Annotated in this window: 13 protein-coding genes; 12 read left to right on the plus strand and 1 reads right to left on the minus strand. The window is 64.5% G+C overall.

Annotated elements, in window-relative coordinates; translation table 11 throughout:
- Positions 1 to 139 precede the first annotated feature (139 nt).
- On the minus strand, positions 140 to 1,012 hold the full coding sequence (locus VKN16_10040; GenBank protein HME94542.1) for an SLBB domain-containing protein: 873 nt from the start codon (positions 1,010 to 1,012) through the stop codon (positions 140 to 142).
- A gap of 672 nt (positions 1,013 to 1,684) precedes the next feature.
- Between VKN16_10040 and VKN16_10045 the strand changes: the two genes are divergently transcribed.
- The 12 genes from VKN16_10045 to asnB (VKN16_10100) all read left to right on the plus strand — a co-directional run bounded on the left by VKN16_10045 (position 1,685) and on the right by asnB (VKN16_10100) (position 19,260).
- Entirely contained in the window at positions 1,685 to 3,943 is a 2,259-nt protein-coding gene (locus VKN16_10045; GenBank protein ID HME94543.1) for a polysaccharide biosynthesis tyrosine autokinase, read from the plus strand.
- 15 nt (positions 3,944 to 3,958) lie between these two features.
- Positions 3,959 to 5,887 (plus strand): nucleoside-diphosphate sugar epimerase/dehydratase, encoded by a 1,929-nt coding sequence (locus VKN16_10050; GenBank protein ID HME94544.1) that lies wholly within the window; start codon positions 3,959 to 3,961, stop codon positions 5,885 to 5,887.
- Positions 5,887 to 6,531 (plus strand): sugar transferase, encoded by a 645-nt coding sequence (locus VKN16_10055; GenBank protein ID HME94545.1) that lies wholly within the window; start codon positions 5,887 to 5,889, stop codon positions 6,529 to 6,531. The genes VKN16_10050 and VKN16_10055 overlap by 1 nt, the downstream gene beginning before the upstream one ends.
- 119 nt (positions 6,532 to 6,650) lie before the next feature.
- Complete coding sequence (locus tag VKN16_10060; GenBank protein HME94546.1) at positions 6,651 to 7,850, plus strand: lipopolysaccharide biosynthesis protein; 1,200 nt, start codon at positions 6,651 to 6,653, stop codon at positions 7,848 to 7,850.
- The gene (locus tag VKN16_10065; GenBank protein HME94547.1) at positions 7,847 to 8,959 is read left to right on the plus strand and encodes a DegT/DnrJ/EryC1/StrS family aminotransferase; all 1,113 of its coding nucleotides are present in this window, start codon (positions 7,847 to 7,849) and stop codon (positions 8,957 to 8,959) included. Before VKN16_10060 ends, VKN16_10065 begins: the two co-directional genes overlap by 4 nt.
- Entirely contained in the window at positions 8,956 to 10,452 is a 1,497-nt protein-coding gene (locus tag VKN16_10070) for a hypothetical protein (protein HME94548.1), read from the plus strand. The genes VKN16_10065 and VKN16_10070 overlap by 4 nt, the downstream gene beginning before the upstream one ends.
- Positions 10,453 to 10,473: 21 nt before the next feature.
- Complete coding sequence (gene asnB, locus VKN16_10075; GenBank protein ID HME94549.1) at positions 10,474 to 12,369, plus strand: asparagine synthase (glutamine-hydrolyzing); 1,896 nt, start codon at positions 10,474 to 10,476, stop codon at positions 12,367 to 12,369.
- Positions 12,366 to 13,580 carry a glycosyltransferase family 4 protein gene (locus VKN16_10080; GenBank protein HME94550.1) on the plus strand — a complete coding sequence of 405 codons (1,215 nt, stop codon included), beginning with the start codon at positions 12,366 to 12,368 and terminating at the stop codon, positions 13,578 to 13,580. Before asnB (VKN16_10075) ends, VKN16_10080 begins: the two co-directional genes overlap by 4 nt.
- The gene (locus tag VKN16_10085) at positions 13,577 to 14,758 is read left to right on the plus strand and encodes a glycosyltransferase family 4 protein (protein ID HME94551.1); all 1,182 of its coding nucleotides are present in this window, start codon (positions 13,577 to 13,579) and stop codon (positions 14,756 to 14,758) included. The genes VKN16_10080 and VKN16_10085 overlap by 4 nt, the downstream gene beginning before the upstream one ends.
- Before the next feature lie 4 nt (positions 14,759 to 14,762).
- Complete coding sequence (locus tag VKN16_10090) at positions 14,763 to 16,139, plus strand: hypothetical protein (GenBank protein ID HME94552.1); 1,377 nt, start codon at positions 14,763 to 14,765, stop codon at positions 16,137 to 16,139.
- A 20-nt stretch (positions 16,140 to 16,159) separates the two neighbouring features.
- Positions 16,160 to 17,359, plus strand: a complete 1,200-nt coding sequence (locus VKN16_10095; GenBank protein HME94553.1) for a glycosyltransferase family 4 protein — start codon at positions 16,160 to 16,162, stop codon at positions 17,357 to 17,359.
- Between the two features lie 2 nt (positions 17,360 to 17,361).
- Positions 17,362 to 19,260, plus strand: a complete 1,899-nt coding sequence (asnB, locus tag VKN16_10100; GenBank protein HME94554.1) for an asparagine synthase (glutamine-hydrolyzing) — start codon at positions 17,362 to 17,364, stop codon at positions 19,258 to 19,260.
- The last annotated feature ends 131 nt before the right edge of the window (positions 19,261 to 19,391 follow it).

A 19,391-nucleotide genomic window follows, 5' to 3' on the forward strand; every position in this document is an offset into this window, starting at 1 on the left:
TTAAATGGGCAAACAATTTCCTATTGGTTCGTCCCGCCGTCGTCACTTGAAGATTGTTCCGCGTAGGGACGAGATACCCGTTCGACCGCCACACCTGGCCGGTGTTCTCCGCCAGCGCGCGGTGAGGTTGGCAGAACGTTCATATCCCCTTCGCAACGCCGAGTGCGCCCTTGAAGAAATCGAGGAATCCGTACAAGAAGGCCTTGCCGAGGTGCTTGCCGACCACAATTACGTCGTTGCGTTGCAGCTCCGGCGACTGCTGGCCGCCTTCGAACGCTTGGAGATCGTACTTGGACACGCCCATCTGACCGGAGGCCGTCTTGCGATATAGCCGCACGTCACTCCAGTCGGCGACGTCCTTGAGGCCGCCCGCGGCAAGGATGGCCTGCTGAACCGTCGTCTTCCCTCGCAACAGGAAAGAGCCCGGGTGCTCGACGGAGCCTCCCACGTAGAAGGAGCCCGCGCGAGGCACATGAACGACGTCGCCGGATCGGAGCGGGATGTTCAAGTCCTCACGGCCGTCGGCGAGCGCCGATAGGTCGATCGGAGTTGTGACCTCTTCCGCCGCCTCCCCTGCCGGGGGCGCCCTGTCGGCCGAGGCGGTGACGGTGCCGGCCGTCTTGGCCACGGTGCCGGCCGGTAGCCGGCGAATGACATAGATGATGGGGTCGGCGTCCTCGGTGACGCCCTCGGCCAGGGCGAGTGCATCGGCCAGGCGGAGCTGCCGGTTGAGGGTGAAGACCCCTCCCCGTCGCACGGCCCCGATGACAGACACGCGCTGGCTATTGTGCTCGTGGATGAACACGGAGACTTGCGGGTCGTGCATGAACCGGCGCTCGAGTCGATCACGAATGTCGTCCTCGAGCTGGGCCGTCGTGCGTCCCGCGGCCTCGATTTGGCCGAGGAGGGGAAGGGAAACCCAACCGCGCAATGGAACTCGCAGACGGATCTTGGAAAGCTCCTCGACCTCGAAGACGGAGACCTCGATCAGGTCACCGGCGCCGATCGGCAAGTCGCCGTCTGTTTCCGAGTGCGCCACGTCCGCGGGCGAGCGTCCGGCGGAAGTCGCCAGGGAACGCCCACCCGCCGGACCCGGCCCCCGGTCACCGCCGTCCGGGCCCAAGATGGCGGATGGCAGCTGGGGCAGTACCGGTGGCTGCCCGGCAGCGCCGGCATGAGGCGAGGCCGCGCAACCAGTCAACACCAACGCGATTCCAGCGGTCACCAGGAAACGTAGCCTGCTCACAGGTCCTCGCGAGGCGAAGGGTCGATCTCGGGCCGTGCCCTGAGTGAATCGGATCTTCATGGCCGGTCGTTCATACGTCAATTAGACGAACGTCTACTTGATGGGCGGACCACGCTACGACTCGAGTAGTACGACCTGTCAGGTGAATCTGGTCGTACATCTTGAGTCGGGCACATTCACGATGCGATTGCCGCTCGCTAGACCTTCGTCTAATTGACGATCGACTCGCCGCGGCTAGAGGATGTGCGACGAGATCGGAGCGGAGCACTCGAGGCGCATCCATGAGAAGCCGGCGCAGTCGACAGCAGGCGGTCCAAGAGCAGTTCCTGCCTGACTCCGACTCTGAAGGGAGCGTGAGCGCGAGATGATCGACGACAAGGCGCTCGCGCTGGCCGTGTGCGGGGAAGGACACGTGGTCCTCCGACCAGACCCGGCACCATGACCGGCCCCTCCGGCTCTCCGTCGCTGGAGGTTCCAGACGTGCTCGGCGCATCGCGCCCACTACCCGTGCTCGAGCGGTCCGCGCATTACCCCCGCCCGACGTGGGCCGAGGCCCACCTCTGGGACTACTGGAAGGTCATCGCCCAGCACCCGTGGACGGTTGTCACGGTCTGCCTGGGCGCAGTACTCGCGACGAGCATCTGGATCGTTACCGCGCCACCGGTGTTCACGGCCACGGCCGTCTTGCGAATCGAGAGGGAGGAGCCGCGGGTCGTCAAGTTCGACCAAGTCGTTCGCGACGATACGCAGAGCGAATCTCCGCAGACGCAGCTCCAGACCTACCTCAAGATGCTCCAGAGTCGAACGCTCGCAAATCGGGTCATCGGGCTCCTGGACCTCGCCCGAGGCCCCGAGTTCCAGAAGCTCGGCCATCGGCCAGGTGAGTTGACCACTGCCTTCGCTGAACGCCTCCAGGTCGATGTGGTTCGGAACTCGCGCCTCATCAGGGTGTCCTTTCGCAGCCGCCAGCCTCAGCTCGCGGCGCTCGTCACAAATACCTTGATCGATGAATTCATGGCCCGGCACCTGGACGAAAAGGCGCAAACCACTCGCTACGCGACGCGCTTTCTCTCGACGCAGGTGGAGGACGCCCAACGAAGGCTGGAGGCCGCCGAGGCTCGCCTCAGCCAGTTCGTCCAGCAGAACGACATCCAGTTCGTAGCGGCGGATCCTCGGATCGGTGAGCGGCAGCCCCTAGTCGATGAGCAGCTCGTGACGCTCTCGGACGCCCTGCTGAAGGCGAGAGCGGAGCGGATCGCGAGAGAGAGCGTACTCGCCCAGGCCGTCCGTGGCGAAGCGGAGGCGGCCCCCGCGGTCCTCCAGAATCCCTTGATCTCTCACCTCAAAGAAGAAGCGGCCGCGATCGAGCGGAGGTACCGGGAGCTTGGTCAGGCCTTCAAGCCGGAGTATCCCCGGATGCAGCGCCTCGCCGAGAACATCGCCGAGGTTCGACAGCAGCTCCGCGAGGAGATCCGGCGGGTGGTCGAAGCGATCCGGACGGACTATCGCGTGGCGGCTCAGAACGAGACGGAGCTGGAGAAGGTGGTCGCGGAGCAACGGAGCCTCGCACGGAAGGTCGACCGGGAGATGGCAAAGTACAACCTCCTCCGGAGGGAGGCGGACACAAACCGGGAACTCTACGTCGCACTGTTCTCCCGCCTCAAAGAGACGCAGATCGCGGCCACGCTTCCGACGTCGAACATCTCGATCGTGGACCGTGCGGAGGTGCCGTTCGTTCTCTCGAGATCGGGACTCGTGCTGAAGCTGGTGATCGGCCCTTTGACCGGGCTGTTGGGGGGAGTCGCGCTCGCCTTTTTCTTCGAGTACCTCGACACGAGCATCCGAGATCCCCGCCAGGTCGAGGCGATGCTGCACGTGCCGACACTCGGCCTGGTCCCGGCCCGGCCGGTCCGGCCGGTCCGCAGCCTGAGCCGTGGCGTCAAGCGCGACGGCGACGCCGGATCGTTTGCTCTCGTGACCTACGAGGCGACGGGCTCGCCGCTCGCCGAGGCGTTCCGGGGCGTCCGCACCAGCGTCATGTACTCCGTGGTGGACCATCCGCCGAGGACGATGCTGGTGACGTCGCTCCGGCAGCAGGAGGGCAAGACCTCGGTCTCGACGAACTGCGCGATCAGCCTCGCCCAGCTCGGTACTGGTGACGTCCTCTTGATCGATGCCGACATGCGCCATCCCAACATGCACGAGATCTTGGAGGTGCCCCAGTCGCCCGGACTGTCGGGTTTCCTCACCGGCGGTATCGAGCTCTCGGGAGTCATCAAGCCCGCGCATATTCCCGGACTCTACGTGATCCCAGCGGGCGCGGTGCCCGCCAATCCCTCTGAGTTGCTGTCCTCACATCGGTTCGCGCAGGCCTTGACGGCACTACATGAGCGGTTCGTCCACATCGTGATCGATACACCTCCCATTCTCGGGGTCAGCGACACACTGGTCATCGCGCGCCACGTAGAGGGCGTCATACTGGTCCTTCGCCACGGTCGGTCGAGTCGAGATGCCGCTCAGCGTGCGGTGCAGATGCTCGCGTCCGTCCGCGCTCGCATCCTTGGCGTGGTGCTCAACTACGTGGACGCGAGGACCGCCCACGGTGACCGCGGCGACGCCTACTACCACTACGGATCCACCGCGACGGGACCGACATCTCAGGGACCGGAACCCGCACGCGGTGAGAACCAACTCTGAGGGGAGTCCGGGTCCTTGAGACGGCTCCTCTTGAGCAACCGGGGTGTCCGCGTCCTCGTCGCGCATTCGGCACTGATCGTCCTTGCAAACTACCTGGCGTTCTGGCTGCGGTTCGACGGCACCATCCCCGACGGGTACTGGGCACTGTGGCTCGATACGATCCCCTGGCTAGTCGTACTCCGCGGACTGACATTCGTTCCCTTCCACATCTACGAGGGCGTCTGGCGATACGTGGGGATTCGCGACCTCCGAGCGATCCTCGGCGGGGTCTTCTCAAGCACCGTGGTGTTCTACGTCCTGATCCACGGCCTGCTGGGCTTGTCCAACTACCCGCGATCGGTGTTCCTGGTGGACTCCGTGTTTCTCGTGTTTCTCGTGGGAGGCATCCGGGTGGGCTGGCGATTTTATCGGGAGTACCAGCCGGGTGGGAAGGGCACGCGGGTGTTGATCTTCGGCGCGGGCGATGCCGGCCAGGCCATCGCCAGGGAGATCCACGCCGGAGGACAGCATGGCTACCTTCCGGTCGGCTTCGTGGATGACGATCGAGCCAAGGCGGGCCAGCGCATTCACGGCGTTCCGGTGCTCGGAACCCGGAACGACCTCCCGCGGATCATCGCCGAAGCACGTCCGAGTGAGGTGCTGGTCGCGATTCCTCGGGCCACGCCGGGCGTCCTCCGCGCGGTGGTCAAGGCGCTGGAGCCGTACAAGCTGCCCATCAAGGCCCTTCCGCACCTCCGCGACATCCTCGACGGCCGCGTCACGCTGAACGACGTCCGTCGTCTGGAGGTGGCAGATCTTCTGGGGCGTGCGCCGGTCGGGCTCGACCCGCAGAACGTGAGTCATCTGGTCGAGGGGAAGAGGGTTCTGGTGACCGGAGCCGGCGGTTCGATCGGATCCGAGCTGAGCCGGCAGGTCGCCGCCCTGAGGCCGAGTAGCCTCGTTCTGCTCGAGCGCTACGAGAATGCGCTCTGGGCGCTCGAGCGATCCCTGGCCGGCGCGCAGGCGGGTGTCGACGTGTACCCGATCATCGGGGACGTGACCGACGAAGGGCGAATCGACGAAGTGCTGAGGGAGCGGCGTCCACAAGTGATCCTCCACGCGGCCGCCCACAAACACGTGCCCCTGATGGAGCTGAATCCGTGCGAGGCGATCAAGAACAACGTCAAGGGGACTCGAATCGTGGGTGAGGCCGCGGTCCGCCACGGCGTGGATCGCTTCGTCTTGATCTCGACCGACAAGGCGGTGAACCCTTCCAGCGTCATGGGTGCCACCAAGTGCGTGGCAGAGTTGCTGACCATGAGGCTCGCCGAGCGCGCTTCCACCTGCTTCATGGTCGTGCGATTCGGGAACGTCATGGGTAGCAACGGGAGCGTGATCCCGCTGTTCCTAGAGCAGATCAAGAACGGCGGCCCAGTGACGATCACGCACCCGGACATGCGGCGGTACTTCATGCTCATTCCCGAGGCGGTCCAGCTCGTGCTCCAGGCCGCCGCCCTCGGCGATAACGGTGCGGCTTATGTCCTGGACATGGGAGACGAGATCAGAGTCCTGGACATCGCCCGAAATCTGATTCGCCTGTCCGGATTCATCCCGGAACGGGAGATCCCGATCACCTTCATCGGTCCGAGGCCGGGTGAAAAGCTCTCGGAGGAACTCGTGGCTTCGGGCGAAACGGTGGAGCCATCCGGAATACAAGGGATCAGACGGGTGCGGGCCTCCGCGAATCCGACGTGCGCGACGCTAGAGCAAGACGTCGCCGAGCTCGAGCGGCTCGCAGAGCTGGGAGGCGCGGGGAGCGTGATCCAGCAGCTCTGCGCGCTGGTCCCGACGTTTCGGCCGTCAGTCGAACGGGATCTTGACATGGCACCGAGTCAGCCGGCCCTGCCGGCAAGCCCCACGGGAGCCGCGGCCACCCTCATCGGTGAGATACGAGGCTTCGCGTGATCGTCCATGGTCCGTGGTCTGGATGGCCGAAGCGATGCTTCGACTGCGTGGCGGCGGCCGTGGGATTGATCCTACTCGCTCCGGTACTTGCGCTGATCGCGGCGACCATCCGGCTCGCGATGGGGCCGCCCGTTGTCTTCCGGCAGCAACGACCCGGCCTGCACGGACGGCCGTTCACCCTCTACAAGTTCCGGACCATGACGGACACCTCCGACGTCGACGGAAGATTGCTCCCTGAGCGTGAGCGCGTCACGCAGCTTGGCCGCATTCTGCGCCGCACGAGTGTCGACGAGCTGCCGGAGCTTTTCAACGTCATCAAGGGCGATATGAGCCTCGTGGGCCCGCGGCCGCTCCTGATGCGGTACCTGGAGCGCTACACGAGAGAGCAGTTTCGACGCCACGAAGCCCGCCCCGGCATCACCGGTTTGGCCCAGTTGAACGGCAGAGACACGACTCCGTGGGAAAGGCGATTCGCCCTTGATGTCTGGTACGTGGACAACCAGTCGTTCTGGCTCGATCTCCGGATCCTCCTTCGGACCGTGTCGAAGACAATCGTGCAGGCGGACGTCAGTCAACCCGGCGAGGAAGGAATCGCGGAGTTCCAGGGAAGCGGCGGCCGAACAGATCCGGAAGCATCGTCATGAGTCAGAGCGTCGAGGCGCACTCCTGGGTTCACGAGCGACGGGCCCATGCACTTCCACTGGGTCAGGTCGCCTCTTGGGGACTCTTCGGGAGCTTCACCTACGCGGCCTGCCAATGGGCCATGCTGGTGGTGCTCGCCAAGCTCGGGAGCACCGAGATGTTGGGGCAGTTCGCGCTCGGGTTCGCGATTGCCGCCCCGGTGTTTCTGCTGACCAGTCTGTCCCTTCGAGAGGTGCTCTCGACGGACGCGAGAGATGCGCACGCCTTCGGAGACTACCTCGCGCTCCGGGTGATCGGCGTATTCGCGGGGCTTCTGGCCATCGGCGCAGTGACCTGCGTGGTCGGTTACCGCTGGGAGACCAAATTGGTCATCCTGCTGGTCGGCGGAGTAAAGGCGATCGAGGCGGTCAGTGACGTCCTCTACGGGCTGATGCAGAAGCACGAACGAATGGACCTGATCGCGGGATCGATCGTGCTGCGCGGGCTCCTCTCCGTCGTCGCCCTCGGCGCCGGCGTGTACCTTTCGGGGAGCCTCGTCTGGGGGCTCGTCCTGGTATCGGCGGCGTGGGCCGTGGTGCTGATCACCTACGACTTTCCACGCGGGGCGCGGCTGCTCGAAAGCAACGTGCGTCCCCGATGGACCCGGGCCGACCTGGCGCGGCTGGCGTGGCTCTCACTCCCGCTCGGCATCACCGCCATGATGATCTCCCTCAGGGCTACCATCCCTCGCTACTTTGTCGAGCGTTATCGCGGGGAGCAGGAGCTCGGAGTGTTCGTGGCCATGGCGTATCTGATGATCGTCGGGGGAACGGCGGTCAATGCGCTCGGACAATCGGCGAGCGCACGCTTGGCGACCTACTACGCGGAGGGCGACCGGGCCTCCGCGCGACATCTACTGAGCGGCCTCGTCGGCGTCGGGCTCGTGCTCGGTGCAGTGGGCGTCGCAGTCGCCTTCCTGTGGGGCGGCGAAGTGTTGACCGTGTTGTACCGCCCGGAGTACGCCGAGCATGTCGAGGCGTTTGTCCTGATCATGGGCGCGGCGGCGATCAGCTATGTGGCCTCCGCCCTGGGCTTCGCGGTGACCGCGGCGCGCTGTTTCCGCGCGCAGACCGTCCTCTTTGCCGGAGTGACCGCCGTCGCGCTGCTGGCGTGCGCAACGCTCATACCGGGCCGTGGCCTCGTCGGAGCGGGCCAGGCGAGCGTGGTGACCTGGATCGCCAACCTTCTCGGGATCGGCGCCCTCCATCTGTACGCGCTGCGGCACCCGACCAAGAGCGTCACGGGGGACAGACACCTCGACGCGCGAGAGGCCGAACAATGATGCCCATCATTCGCCCGACCCTTCCGGAGTTACGTGAAGTCGAGGAGCTTCTTCGCGCCAGCTGGGACACGGGTCTGGTCACCACCGGGCGCATCGTGCGGGCGTTCGAGGACGAGGTATGCCGGCAGACGGGAGCGACACACGCGATCGCGGTCGCGTCCTGCACCGCCGGCCTGATGCTGGTGGCCCAGGCAATGGAGTTCCCCGCCGGGTCCGAGGTCGTCGTGCCGTCATTCACGTTCGCGGCCACCGCTCAAGCGCTGGCCTGGAACGGCTTGGTGCCCGTCTTCTGCGACTGCCGACCGGGATCACTGACGCTCGATCCGGATGATGTCGAGCGAAACTTGACCCCGCGAACCGCCGCGATCTGCGGGGCATACATCTACGGGCTTCCGCCCGATATCGACGCCCTCATCGAAGTGGGAGAGCGCCACGGTCTCCCCGTGTACTTCGACAGTGCCCAGGGCCTCGGGGCGGAGTACCGCGGTCGGAAAGCCGGAGTCTTCGGGGTATGTGAGGTGTTCTCCCTGAGCCCCACGAAGGTCGTGACCGCGATCGAGGGTGGCGTGATCTGCACCGGCGATTCTCGGTTGGCCGAGCGGCTCCGATCGATGCGCGACTACGGCAAGGATCCGACGGCCGGAGAGGACATGGTGTATTTGGGACTCTCCGCGCGGCTGAGCGAGATGCACGCCGCCGTCGGACTGCTGTCCCTGAAACGCCTCGGCGAGCTGGTGAAGGCCCGGCTGCACTTGCTGGACGGCTACCGGGGGAGGCTCGGGCGGCTTCCCGGTTGCCGCGTCCAGGCCTATCCCGAGGACCGGACCACCAGTGGCAACTACTTCGTGTTGTTCATCAGCGAGCAATCACGAATGAGCCGCGACGAGGTGTACGCGCGTCTGAAATCACGCGGGATACAAACGAAGCGGTACTTCTGTCCGCCGGTACATCACCAGACCTTGTTCCGACGAATACCGTGTCGCGTGAGCGCTCGGATGGAGCGCACCGTCGAGGCGAGCCGAGAGGGGCTGGCACTGCCGCTCTACTCTCACATGAGCCAGGAGCAGTTCGAGAGGGTGTGTCAGGAGATCGAGCTGTTGCTGGCATGACGAGCCTCCTGATCTCCGTGCTACTCTGCACACTGACTGCCTGTGCCTTTCTCGTTGTCTCCCCTCAGATAGCGCACTGGTTCGTCATCCCGGTGCTGGCCTGTGGAATCTTGATCGGCTGCGACGCGGCGGACTGGGGCCGAGGACGCGTGAGCCTCTTCGATCCGGCGGGGATCATCGGCGTGATTGGTGTCCACTTCTTCTTTCTCGCGCCGCTCCTTCACGTGACGTGGGATTCGTGGATGACTTTCGTCGAGCCCCCTCGAGACTGGCGGGACTGGCTGGGTTGGATGGCGCTGGTGAACGTCGCGGGCCTCGTTCTCTACCGCGTGGCGAGAGAGCGAGCCGCCCAGAGCGGATGCGACACCCTACCGGACACCATCTGGCGGCTGGACAAGGCGCGGCTGCTCTTCGCGGCCGGATGCGGTCTGCTGGTCAGCGGAGCTCTCCAATGCTGGGTCTACGCCATCCATGGGGGAATTTCCGGCTACGTGGGCGTGGTCACGCGATCGATCGGGGCTCCATCACCGCAGGGCGCCTTCGTGGGCATGGGGTGGATCTTCACGGTGTCCGAGAGCTTTCCGATCCTGGCGATGATCGTCTTTGCCGTCTGGGCGGGACGCACGAAGGTCGGTCGAACCTGGATGGTCGTGATTCTCGTGCTGCTCGGATACTTCGTCTTGAAAGTATTCTTTGGTGGGTTGCGGGGCAGCCGCAGCCACATCATCTGGGGTATGTTCTGGGCAGTAGGGATCATTCACCTCTGGATTCGCCCTCTCAGCCGGAAGTTCGTCCTGGCTGGCATCGGTCTCCTCGTCGGCTTCATGTACCTCTACGGGTTTTACAAGGGCTTGGGCAGTGATGCCTTGGCCGTCTATCGAGCGGGCGAACTGGACGAGATAAGCCAGGGAATCGACCGTACCTTCGAAGGGGTGTTGTTGGAAGACCTGGCGCGGGCCGACGTGCAAGCCTTCTTGCTCCATCAGGTCTCGAGGCCCGACCGGGACTATGACTATGCGTGGGGGAGAACGTATCTCGGCAGTATCGCCTTGCTGATTCCACGCCAATTCTGGCCGGAGCGCCCGCCGCCCAAAGTCAAGGAAGGGACGGAGGCCCTCTTCGGGGCCGGGTCCTACGACGAGGCGGAGGACTTCGTCTCCTCCAAGCTGTACGGACTGGCCGGCGAAACGATGCTCAACTTCGGACCGGTCGCGGTTCCATTCGCGTACCTGCTCTTCGGCTTGCTCGTGGGTAGATTGCAGCGGTCTCTTTCTCGGTTGCGTGACGACGACGTCAGGGTCTTGCTGCTCCCGTTCATCGTCAATATGTGCTTTTCGGTGTTGCTAGTCGATTCCGACAACCTGCTGGTCAACTTCATCAAAGACGGACTCGTGCCCGTGACCGTGGTGTTGTGCGGCTCGCGCCTGCTGAGGGTGGTCGCACGCGGGGGAAGCCCCGAACCCAGGCGTGATGTTGCGGTGACACCTCTTTAGCCGCAGGAGACCATCCTAGTCGTGTGTGGGATATACGGCGAGGTCGCTCGATCCCCCATCGATCAGGCGCGGGCCAGATCGGCGACCGACCGGCTGCGCCATCGCGGTCCGGACTCGAGCGGGGCGTGGGCCGGTGATGGGGTGTTTCTGGGGATGCGTCGCCTGAGCATCATCGATCTCGCGGGAGGGCAGCAGCCGATCTGGAATGAGGACGAGAGCTGCTGCATCGTGTTCAACGGCGAGCTCTACAATTTCATCGACCTGCGGCGGGAGCTGCAGGGACACGGTCACGTGTTCCGCAGTCGCAGCGACACCGAGGTGGTCCTGCATGCCTACGAGGAATGGGGAACCGACTGCCTGCGCCGATTCAACGGAATGTTTGCGATCGCCATTTGGGACGGGCCACGGCGACGACTGTTCCTGGCCCGTGACCGGATCGGCGAGAAGCCTCTCTACTATTATCGCGACGGCCGACGCCTCGTCTTCGCGTCGGAGATCAAGGCGATCCTCGCCCACCCGAAGGTGCCGAGAGACCTGAACCCACGAGGGCTGGCGAATTTTCTCGCGTTCGGCCACGCGGTCGCTCCCGAGACGATCTATCGGGATATCCACAAGCTTCTGCCGGGACACTATCTGGTGGTGCGCGACGGGGACGTCCGCATCGTCGAATATTGGGACGTCGGGCAGGACGGGCAGGCACCGAGTGGAGAGAATTCGAGCGAAGAGGAACACGAGGCTCACATCCGGTCTCTGTTGGACGATTCCGTTCGCCTGCGGATGACCGCGGATGTCTCGGTCGGTGCATTCCTGAGCGGGGGCTTGGATTCGAGCGCCATCGTCGCGCTCATGACACGGCATGCGGCGGGCAGCGTGAAGACCTTCTCACTGGGATTCCCCGGCGGTGGTGCCTACGATGAGCTCGCCGACGCGCGCATGGTGGCCCAACACTTTGGAACGGAGCACCACGCGTTACGCGTCGAGCACGCCGATCTGGTCCATACGCTGCGGACGCTCGTATACCACTATGACGAGCCGTTCGGCGACCCCGCGGGCTTTCCCGTGTACATGCTCAGCCGGTTCGCTCGCGACCACGTCAAGGTCGTTCTCGCGGGTGACGGTGGCGACGAGCTCTTCGGAGGTTACCGCCGCTACGCGGTGGACCGGTTCGCGCCGCTCTACCAGAGATTGCCCGCGACCTTGACGGGGACGGTCATTCCGGCTCTGGTGGAGCGGTTCCCGCGCTTGCGCCGGACCAAGCGCAGTCTGCAAACACTGCCCATCCCCGACCCGGCGCGCCGATACCCGTCCTGGCTCATGCTCTTCTCGCCGGCGATGGAGGCGGAGCTGCTAGAGGGAGGCCGCTACGACGCGGTGGCCGGCTATGATCCAGCCGAGCACTATTCGCAGTACTACCACCGCATGAATGGCCAGACGGCATCCGATCATCTCAACCGGCTCATGTATGTCGACGTCAAGACCTGGCTGGCCGATGCCTACATGGAGAAAGTGGACAAGGCTACCATGGCCTGCGGGCTGGAAGCACGCCTGCCGCTGCTCGACCATCGTTTGGTAGAGCGCGCCTTCCAGATTCCCGGGCGCTATAAGATCCGCGGTCGGTCGATGAAGCGGATTTTCAAGCGAGCGGTCCGCGACCTCGTGCCCGCCCCGGTGCTTCGCAAACCAAAGCACGGTTTCAGCGTGCCGCTTGATCCCTGGTTTCGCGGCGAGCTGAAGAGCTTCAGCTTCGAGGTTCTGCTTGACGAGCGCACGCGTCGGCGCGGCTACTTCAATGCGGCCTTCGTCGAGCGCTTGTGGCGCGAGCACGTCGAAGGGCGCCAGATCTGGGACGCCCATTTGTGGCAGCTCTTGAACTTCGAGCTCTGGCACCGCATCTACCTCGACGGTGAAAGCGTATGAACCCGGTGAGAATCGCCCACGTTGCCACTGTCGACAGCTCGCTTCGATGGCTGTTGCTCAACCAGCTGACCAGTCTCCGCGCCGCGGGCTACGAGGTCGCCGGTATTTCCTCGCCCGGACCCGACGTGTCGGCGATTGAAACTGCCGGAATCCGCCATATCCCCGTGCCGATGGCGCGCGGCATGGCGCCTCTACTCGACCTCCGGACACTTCTGAAGCTACGGCGCGTGATGCGACGAGAGCGTTTCACCATCGTCCATACCCACACGCCCAAGGCCGGTCTACTGGGTCAACTTGCCGCGCGGCTCGCGGGTGTGCCCCTGGTAGTGAACACTCTTCACGGCTTCTACTTCCACGAGCACATGCCACCGCTGGCGCGGCGGTTCTACATCGCCATCGAAAAGATCGCGGCGTCCTGCTCTGATTCGGTCCTGTCCCAGAACCGTGAGGATATCCAGACCGGACTCGACGAGCGCATATTTTCCCCGCGGCGCATTCGTTACCTGGGCAACGGTATCGACCTCGCCGAGTTCGACCCGGCCAGGGTGAGCCCGACCGCGACGGCCGACCTGCGCGAGAGGCTAGGTGTCCCGCGCGGAGCACCGGTCGTCGGGTTCGTGGGCCGGCTGGCCGCGAAGCGCAAGGGATTCACGGATTTCCTCAAGATGGCCCGCCGGGTCCTCGAGGGATATCCGGCCGCGCGCTTCCTGATTATCGGCAACCCCGATCATGGCAAGCCCGACGCCGTTGAGCCCGCCGCGGCCGCCGAATACGGCATTTCGGCCGCGTGTCTTTTTCTCGGGCAGCGGCCCAATGCGGAGCTCCCTGCCCTCTATCGGAGCATGGACGTGCTGGTTCTGCCCTCGCTGTTCGAGGGCATCCCGCGGGTGATCATGGAGGCGGCGGCCATGGGTGTGCCATCCGTCGCCACACATGTCAAGGGCAACCGTGAGGCGGTCGTGCATGGCCGTACCGGGCTGCTGGTGCCATTGGGCGACGTGCGAGCCCTGGCCCAGGCGGTCCTCGACATCGTCGGCAACGCCGCCCGGGCGCGTGCGATGGGCGGCCAGGCTCGCGGGCTGGCCCTGGACCGCTTCGATGAGCGCGCGGTGTTCGCAAAGGTCAAAGCCGAGTATGCCCGCCTCCTGAGCGAGAAGGGGCTGTCCGATGCGGCGGGATCATCGCTCACACAGGAAAGACTTGGCGTATGAACTGGCGCATCCTGCACGTCAGCACCGCGGTCTCTCGCGGTGGTGCCCAGAATCATTTATTCGATCTCGTTCAGCACCAGCGCTCCGTGGGCATGAACGTGGCGGTCGCCTACTTGCGGGGCCCCCACCGAGACATGGGCGTGCGAACGCATGACCTGGCGCTGCGGTTCTATGGCGATTTGAGGCCGTTGGTCCGCCTCCGGCGCTTGACCGCGGAGTTTCAGCCGGATCTTGTGCACGCGCACATGCCACCGGGCGAGCTGTATTCGAGGCTCGCCCTCGTGGGAACCAGCGCACGCCGGCTACCCTTGCTCATCACCAAGCACAATGACGAGCGATTCTACGTCGGGCTCGGCGAGCGACCGATGGGCCGCTGGGTCGGACGGCGGGCGGCGAGGATAATTGCGATTTCCCAGGCGGTGAACCGCTACATGACCGGCCCCGCGCTCGGGCTCGATCCGCTGAAGATGCACACCATCTACTACGGCATCGACGCGCGGCCGTTCGTTGAGGCACCAGACGCGTCGGGTGCCTCGCTGCGCCGCCAATGGGGGATAGCTGATGGAGCCCTCGTTGTCGGCTTCGCCGGCCGGTTGGTGCCACAAAAGTCGATCGATACGTTGCTCCAGGCGTTCTCGCGGTTCCGCCGTCACGCCGGCGTCGATGCCTGGCTGGCAATCGTGGGGGCCGGTCCGCTCGAGGCCGAGCTTCGCCGGCGGGCGCGTGACCTGGGTGTCGGCGAGCGCGTCGTATGGGCCGGGTTCCACGAAGACATGCGGGGCGTGATGCGCGCCTTTGATGTGTTCGCGATCAGCTCGGTGTACGAGGGCTTTGGGCTGGTGCTCATCGAGGCGATGGCCTCGGGACGGCCTGTTGTCGCCACGCGTGCCGGAGCGATCCCCGAAGTGGTCGCCGATGGCGATACCGGCCTGCTCGTTCCCCCGGGCGATCCTCAGGCCTTTGCCGCGGCGCTGGCCAAGATGACCGATGCGGAGCTCCGGAGGAGTTTGGGTCAAGCTGGGCAGCGCCGAGCCCTCGCCGACTTCACCCTCGACAAGATGTTTGCGCGGACTGACGCACTCTACACCGACATTCTCGCTCCGCCGCCCGCGGACAGCTCATCGCAAGCTTCGCGGCCGCGCATCGGTGTACTCACCCACGAGAGTGGGCGGAGCTAGAGACTTGCGCAACCGGCTCAGGATGGGCTCGGCACTGCTTCTGGGTCTCGGCTTGGTCCTGCTCGCCGAAGCCGACGCACCCGGCCAGGCTGTACAACTCCAGCCGGGTGGTCGATTCGGCTTTGCCTGGCCCAATTTCACGGGCCGGCCGGGAGCAATGACACCGCAGCAGTTCGTCCAGTCGTTTGAGGCGGCAATGCACCATCCGAACACCTACCGGATGTGGATCAAGTCGGGCACAGATATTCGGCGCCTGAATCCCGCCGGGTACTATTTCAAGCATCTCAACATGACGACGATCGAAGCCGGAACGCCGGGCGACCATCCGGATTTTGACTACGTCATTCGAAACCGCCCCGAATGGGTCATCCGGGATCGGAACGGGAACCCGGCGTATCTCTTCGGTGGTGGCGTGATGGTGGATTTTGCCAACGATGAATATCTCGATTGGGTTCTTGGTTCGTGGCTCCCGAATCAGTACCTCGACTCCACGGACCGAGATCCGAGTGCGGTCACCTGGCATGTGCACGACAATGGCCATTTTTACGCCCGGTCGATCAATTGCGCCGCGGGCGATGCGGTCTGTGCTCGCTACACCACCGACGAGGGAGTGCAGACCGCGTGGATCCACATGCTCGACAGGTTCAAAGCCGCCTGGCCCAACAAGCGAATAGTCATCAGCAGCGGCCCGCTCACCTACAGGACCGTCGCCCATCAAATGGCGGTGTTTCGGCGAATCTACGCTCATGCCGACGGTTATTACAGTGAGTATCTGACGAACGATCATGCCTACTGGGGCAGCCGGCCCAACGATGAGAAACGAGCAGCGCTGCTCGTGACGATGCAGTTGGCGAGCTGGCTCGCGGCCAACGACAAGGTGTTCTTCCCGAACCTTGGGCTGGGGGACGGCATTGAGCCGACCCAGACTGAAGTCGACTACGCCTGGGCGTTCTTTGGCCTGATGCGAGAAGGCGATCGGCAGTTCTTTTCCAGAGTGATCAAAGACCCCCAAGCAATGTGGCAGCCGAGAAAGTATCCGGAGATGGATCTGGTCATGGGCCAACCCGTTGAGGCCGCGACGGAGATCTCACCCTCGGTATTCCGTCGGAGCTTCGAGCGGGCCATTGCCTACGTCAATATCTCGGACCGCCCCGTCTCCATCGCGCTCCCACCGGGCCCCACGTACAAGAACTCGCGGGGGCAGACAGTCGGCTCTCCGCTGATCCTCGAAAGCTTCAAGGGATTGACCCTCTACGAGAGGGCCGCTTCGACGTCCGCGCCCCTTCCCGAGAGACGAAGACCGCGGAGGCGGGATGCCCACGGGCGACGGAGGGACGGGACCCTTCCCGGGAAGGCCATCGAGCCGATCTACGCAGCGTAGAGGAGAACTCAGGACGCCCTATGCGCGTTCTCGTGACCGCCAGCGCCCACTTCACGATCACCCGCGACGGCGCTCTATGGACCCCGACCGCCTCCCTGGACTACGTCTTCTGGACGCGCTACCTCGAAGTGTTCGACGAGGTTTGCCTGCTGGTGCGCGCCCATCCACAGCCCGTGCCGCCAGAGGGGTGGAAGCGCGTCACCGGCCAACGAATCAAGGCAGTTCCATTACCCGACTCCGTGGGACCTTGGGAATTTGTGACCGACTTCGCGCGGATCACGACGACGATCCGCGCCGCCCTCGCCGATGCAGAGGCGGTTCAGCTGCGCATTCCGTGTCACATAGGCTTTGAGGTCTGGCGTCACTTGCCAAAGAACAGACCTTACGGCGTCGAGGTCGTCGCGGACCCGTATGACATGTTTGCGCCAGGATCGGTCCGCCATCCGTTGCGCCCCCTCTTCCGGTGGTGGTTTCCGCGACGGCTTCGCAAGCAATGCGCACGAGCCTGCGCGGCGGCCTATGTTACCGAGCATGCGCTTCAGCGCCGTTACAAGCCGGCGCCACGAGCGTTTTCCACTTACTTCTCCAGCGTCGACCTGCCCGGATCGGCCTTCATCTCTGGCCCTCGCCGGCCGAGTGTCCACGCCTCCAGGGCGACATTGATCTTCGTGGGCACTCTTGCCCAGCTCTACAAGGCTCCCGACGTGGTCGTGGAGGCCATGGCGGCCTGTGTGAGCCAGGGCCTCGACCTCGGGTTGACCGTCATCGGGGACGGTACATACCGGCCCGAGCTGGAGACGCGGGCCAGAACGCTCGGACTGGCTGATCGTGTCTGTTTCCGGGGTCAGGTCACCGCGGGTGACACCGTGCGCAAGCAGTTAGACCAGGCCGACGTGTTCGTCCTGCCTTCCCGCCAGGAAGGCTTGCCGCGCGCCATGCTCGAGGCGATGGCCCGCGCGCTCCCCTGCATCGGGTCCACCGTGGGCGGCATCCCGGAGCTTCTGTTGCCGGAGGACATGGTCCTACCCGGGAATGTGAACGCCCTCGCCCGGAAGATTCGCGAGGTCGTGACGGACCCCGAGCGTATGGCACGCATGTCAGCCCGCAACCTCGCCAAGGCCGGCGAATACAGCGACAAAGCCCTTGGCCCCCGTCGCACTTCGTTCTATCAGCACCTTCGAGCGGAAACCACCCGCTGGTTGCAGGCCCGAGGTAGGTAGCCATGTGCGGCATTCTGGGGTATGTGACCGCCGAAGTTCCCACCGATGTCTGCCGAGCTGCGCTGGCCAGGCTCAATCACCGCGGCCCCGACGAAGAGGGATTCTGGCAAGACGGGACCGTTTTTCTCGGCATGCGACGGCTGAGCATCATCGACCTGGCGGGTGGTCAGCAGCCTATCTGGAATGAAGACCGAACGATCTGCATCGTGTACAACGGTGAGCTGTACAACTTCCTCGATTTGCGTCCTGAGCTCGAAGCGCGCGGACACCGCTTCCGCACTCGCAGTGATACCGAAGTCGTTCTCCATGCCTATGAGCAATGGGGGCCGGATTGCCTTCACCGCTTCAACGGCATGTTTGCCTTCGCCATCTGGGACGGGCGACGGCGGGTGGTCTTTGTAGCCCGCGACCGAATGGGCGAGAAGCCCTTGTACTACTATCGCGACGGAACCCGCCTCATCTTCGCTTCCGAGATCAAGTCCATCTTGGCCGATCCCACCGTGCCGCGGCAGCTGAATCTACGCGGCTTGGCGAATTTCCTGGCCTACGCACATGCCGTCGCGCCTGAAACCATCTACAAGGATGTGTTCAAGCTTCTGCCGGGCCACTACCTCATCACCGAGCCCGGTTCGGTTCGGTTCCGGACGGTCGAATACTGGGATGTCGGAGCGGAGCCTCAATATTCAGGCGGGGCGGCCCTCACGGAAGAGGACGCCGGCGAGCGCCTACTCTCACTTCTGGACGACGCGGTGCGGCGGCGGCTGATCGCCGACGTGCCCGTGGGAGCTTTCCTGAGCGGTGGCATCGACTCCAGCGGGATCGTCGCCCTGATGAAACGTCACGCGACGGGCACCGTGAAGACGTTCTCCCTCGGCTTCAACATCGGAGGCAAGTACAGCGAACTTGCCGACGCGCGCAGAGTTGCCGAGCAGCTGGGTACGGAACACCACGAACTCCATGTCGCCCAGCTGGACCTCGTGCAGACCCTGCGCACGCTCGTGTACCACTACGACGAGCCTTTCGGCGACCCCGCAAGTATCCCCGTCTACCTTCTGAGCCGTTTCGCCCGGGAGCAAGTCAAGGTTGTTCTCACCGGCGATGGCGGGGACGAATTGTTCGGAGGTTACGTTCGCTACGCAGTGGACCAGATCGCGCCTTTCTACTCGCGGATGCCCGGCATCCTGACGCGAGCCGTCGTGCCGGCGCTCTCCGATCGCGTTCGTAGGCTCCGGAGCCTCGGTCGAATGGGACAGATCCTGTCCATCCCGGACGCGGCCGACCGCTACGCGGCCTGGCTCGTCCACTTCACTCCTGAGCTCCGGACGGAGTTGCTTCAGCCCGAGGTCTCCGCGGCCGTGGCCGGCTACGACCCGGGTTGGCCGTACCCCGGCTACTATTGGGGCCTCAACGGGACGACCTCCGCAGATCATCTCAATCGCCTGATGTACGTGGATCTCAAGACGTTGCTGGTCGATGCCTACCTGGAGAAGACCGACAAGGCCACGATGGCCTGCAGCCTGGAAGCACGGCTGCCCTTCCTCGACCACCGCCTGGTGGAGCTCGCCTTCCAGATCCCGAGTCGGTTCAAGATTCGCGGCAGATCGACCAAGCTGATCCTGAAGCGGGCCCTCAACCGTCTCCTTCCCTCTTCCGTTCTGCGGAAACCCAAGCAAGGCTTTGCGGTTCCGACCGGCCCGTGGCTCCGTGGAGATCTCAAGTCGTTTGCCTTCGAGGTATTGCTCGATGCCCGTACGCGCCGACGAGGCTATTTCAACATGGCCACGGTGGAGCGCCTTTGGGGCGAGCATGTCAATGGCCGGGGTGTGTGGGGCGGCCACCTCTGGCTGCTCCTGAACTTCGAGCTATGGCACCGAATCTATCTGGATGGGGACGCAGTGTGAACCGGAGGGACACCGGCTTGCATCATGTCCTGGACACCGTGAGCTTGACTCCGGCGCGAGCGCGGCGCCGGATGCGATCCCCGACCGAGACGAGGAGAAGCCCCAGGAGGAAGCTGGCCACGGCCAGGCGG

It is taken from the genome of Candidatus Methylomirabilota bacterium, assembly GCA_035315345.1.
Classification (GTDB): domain Bacteria; phylum Methylomirabilota; class Methylomirabilia; order Rokubacteriales; family CSP1-6; genus CAMLFJ01.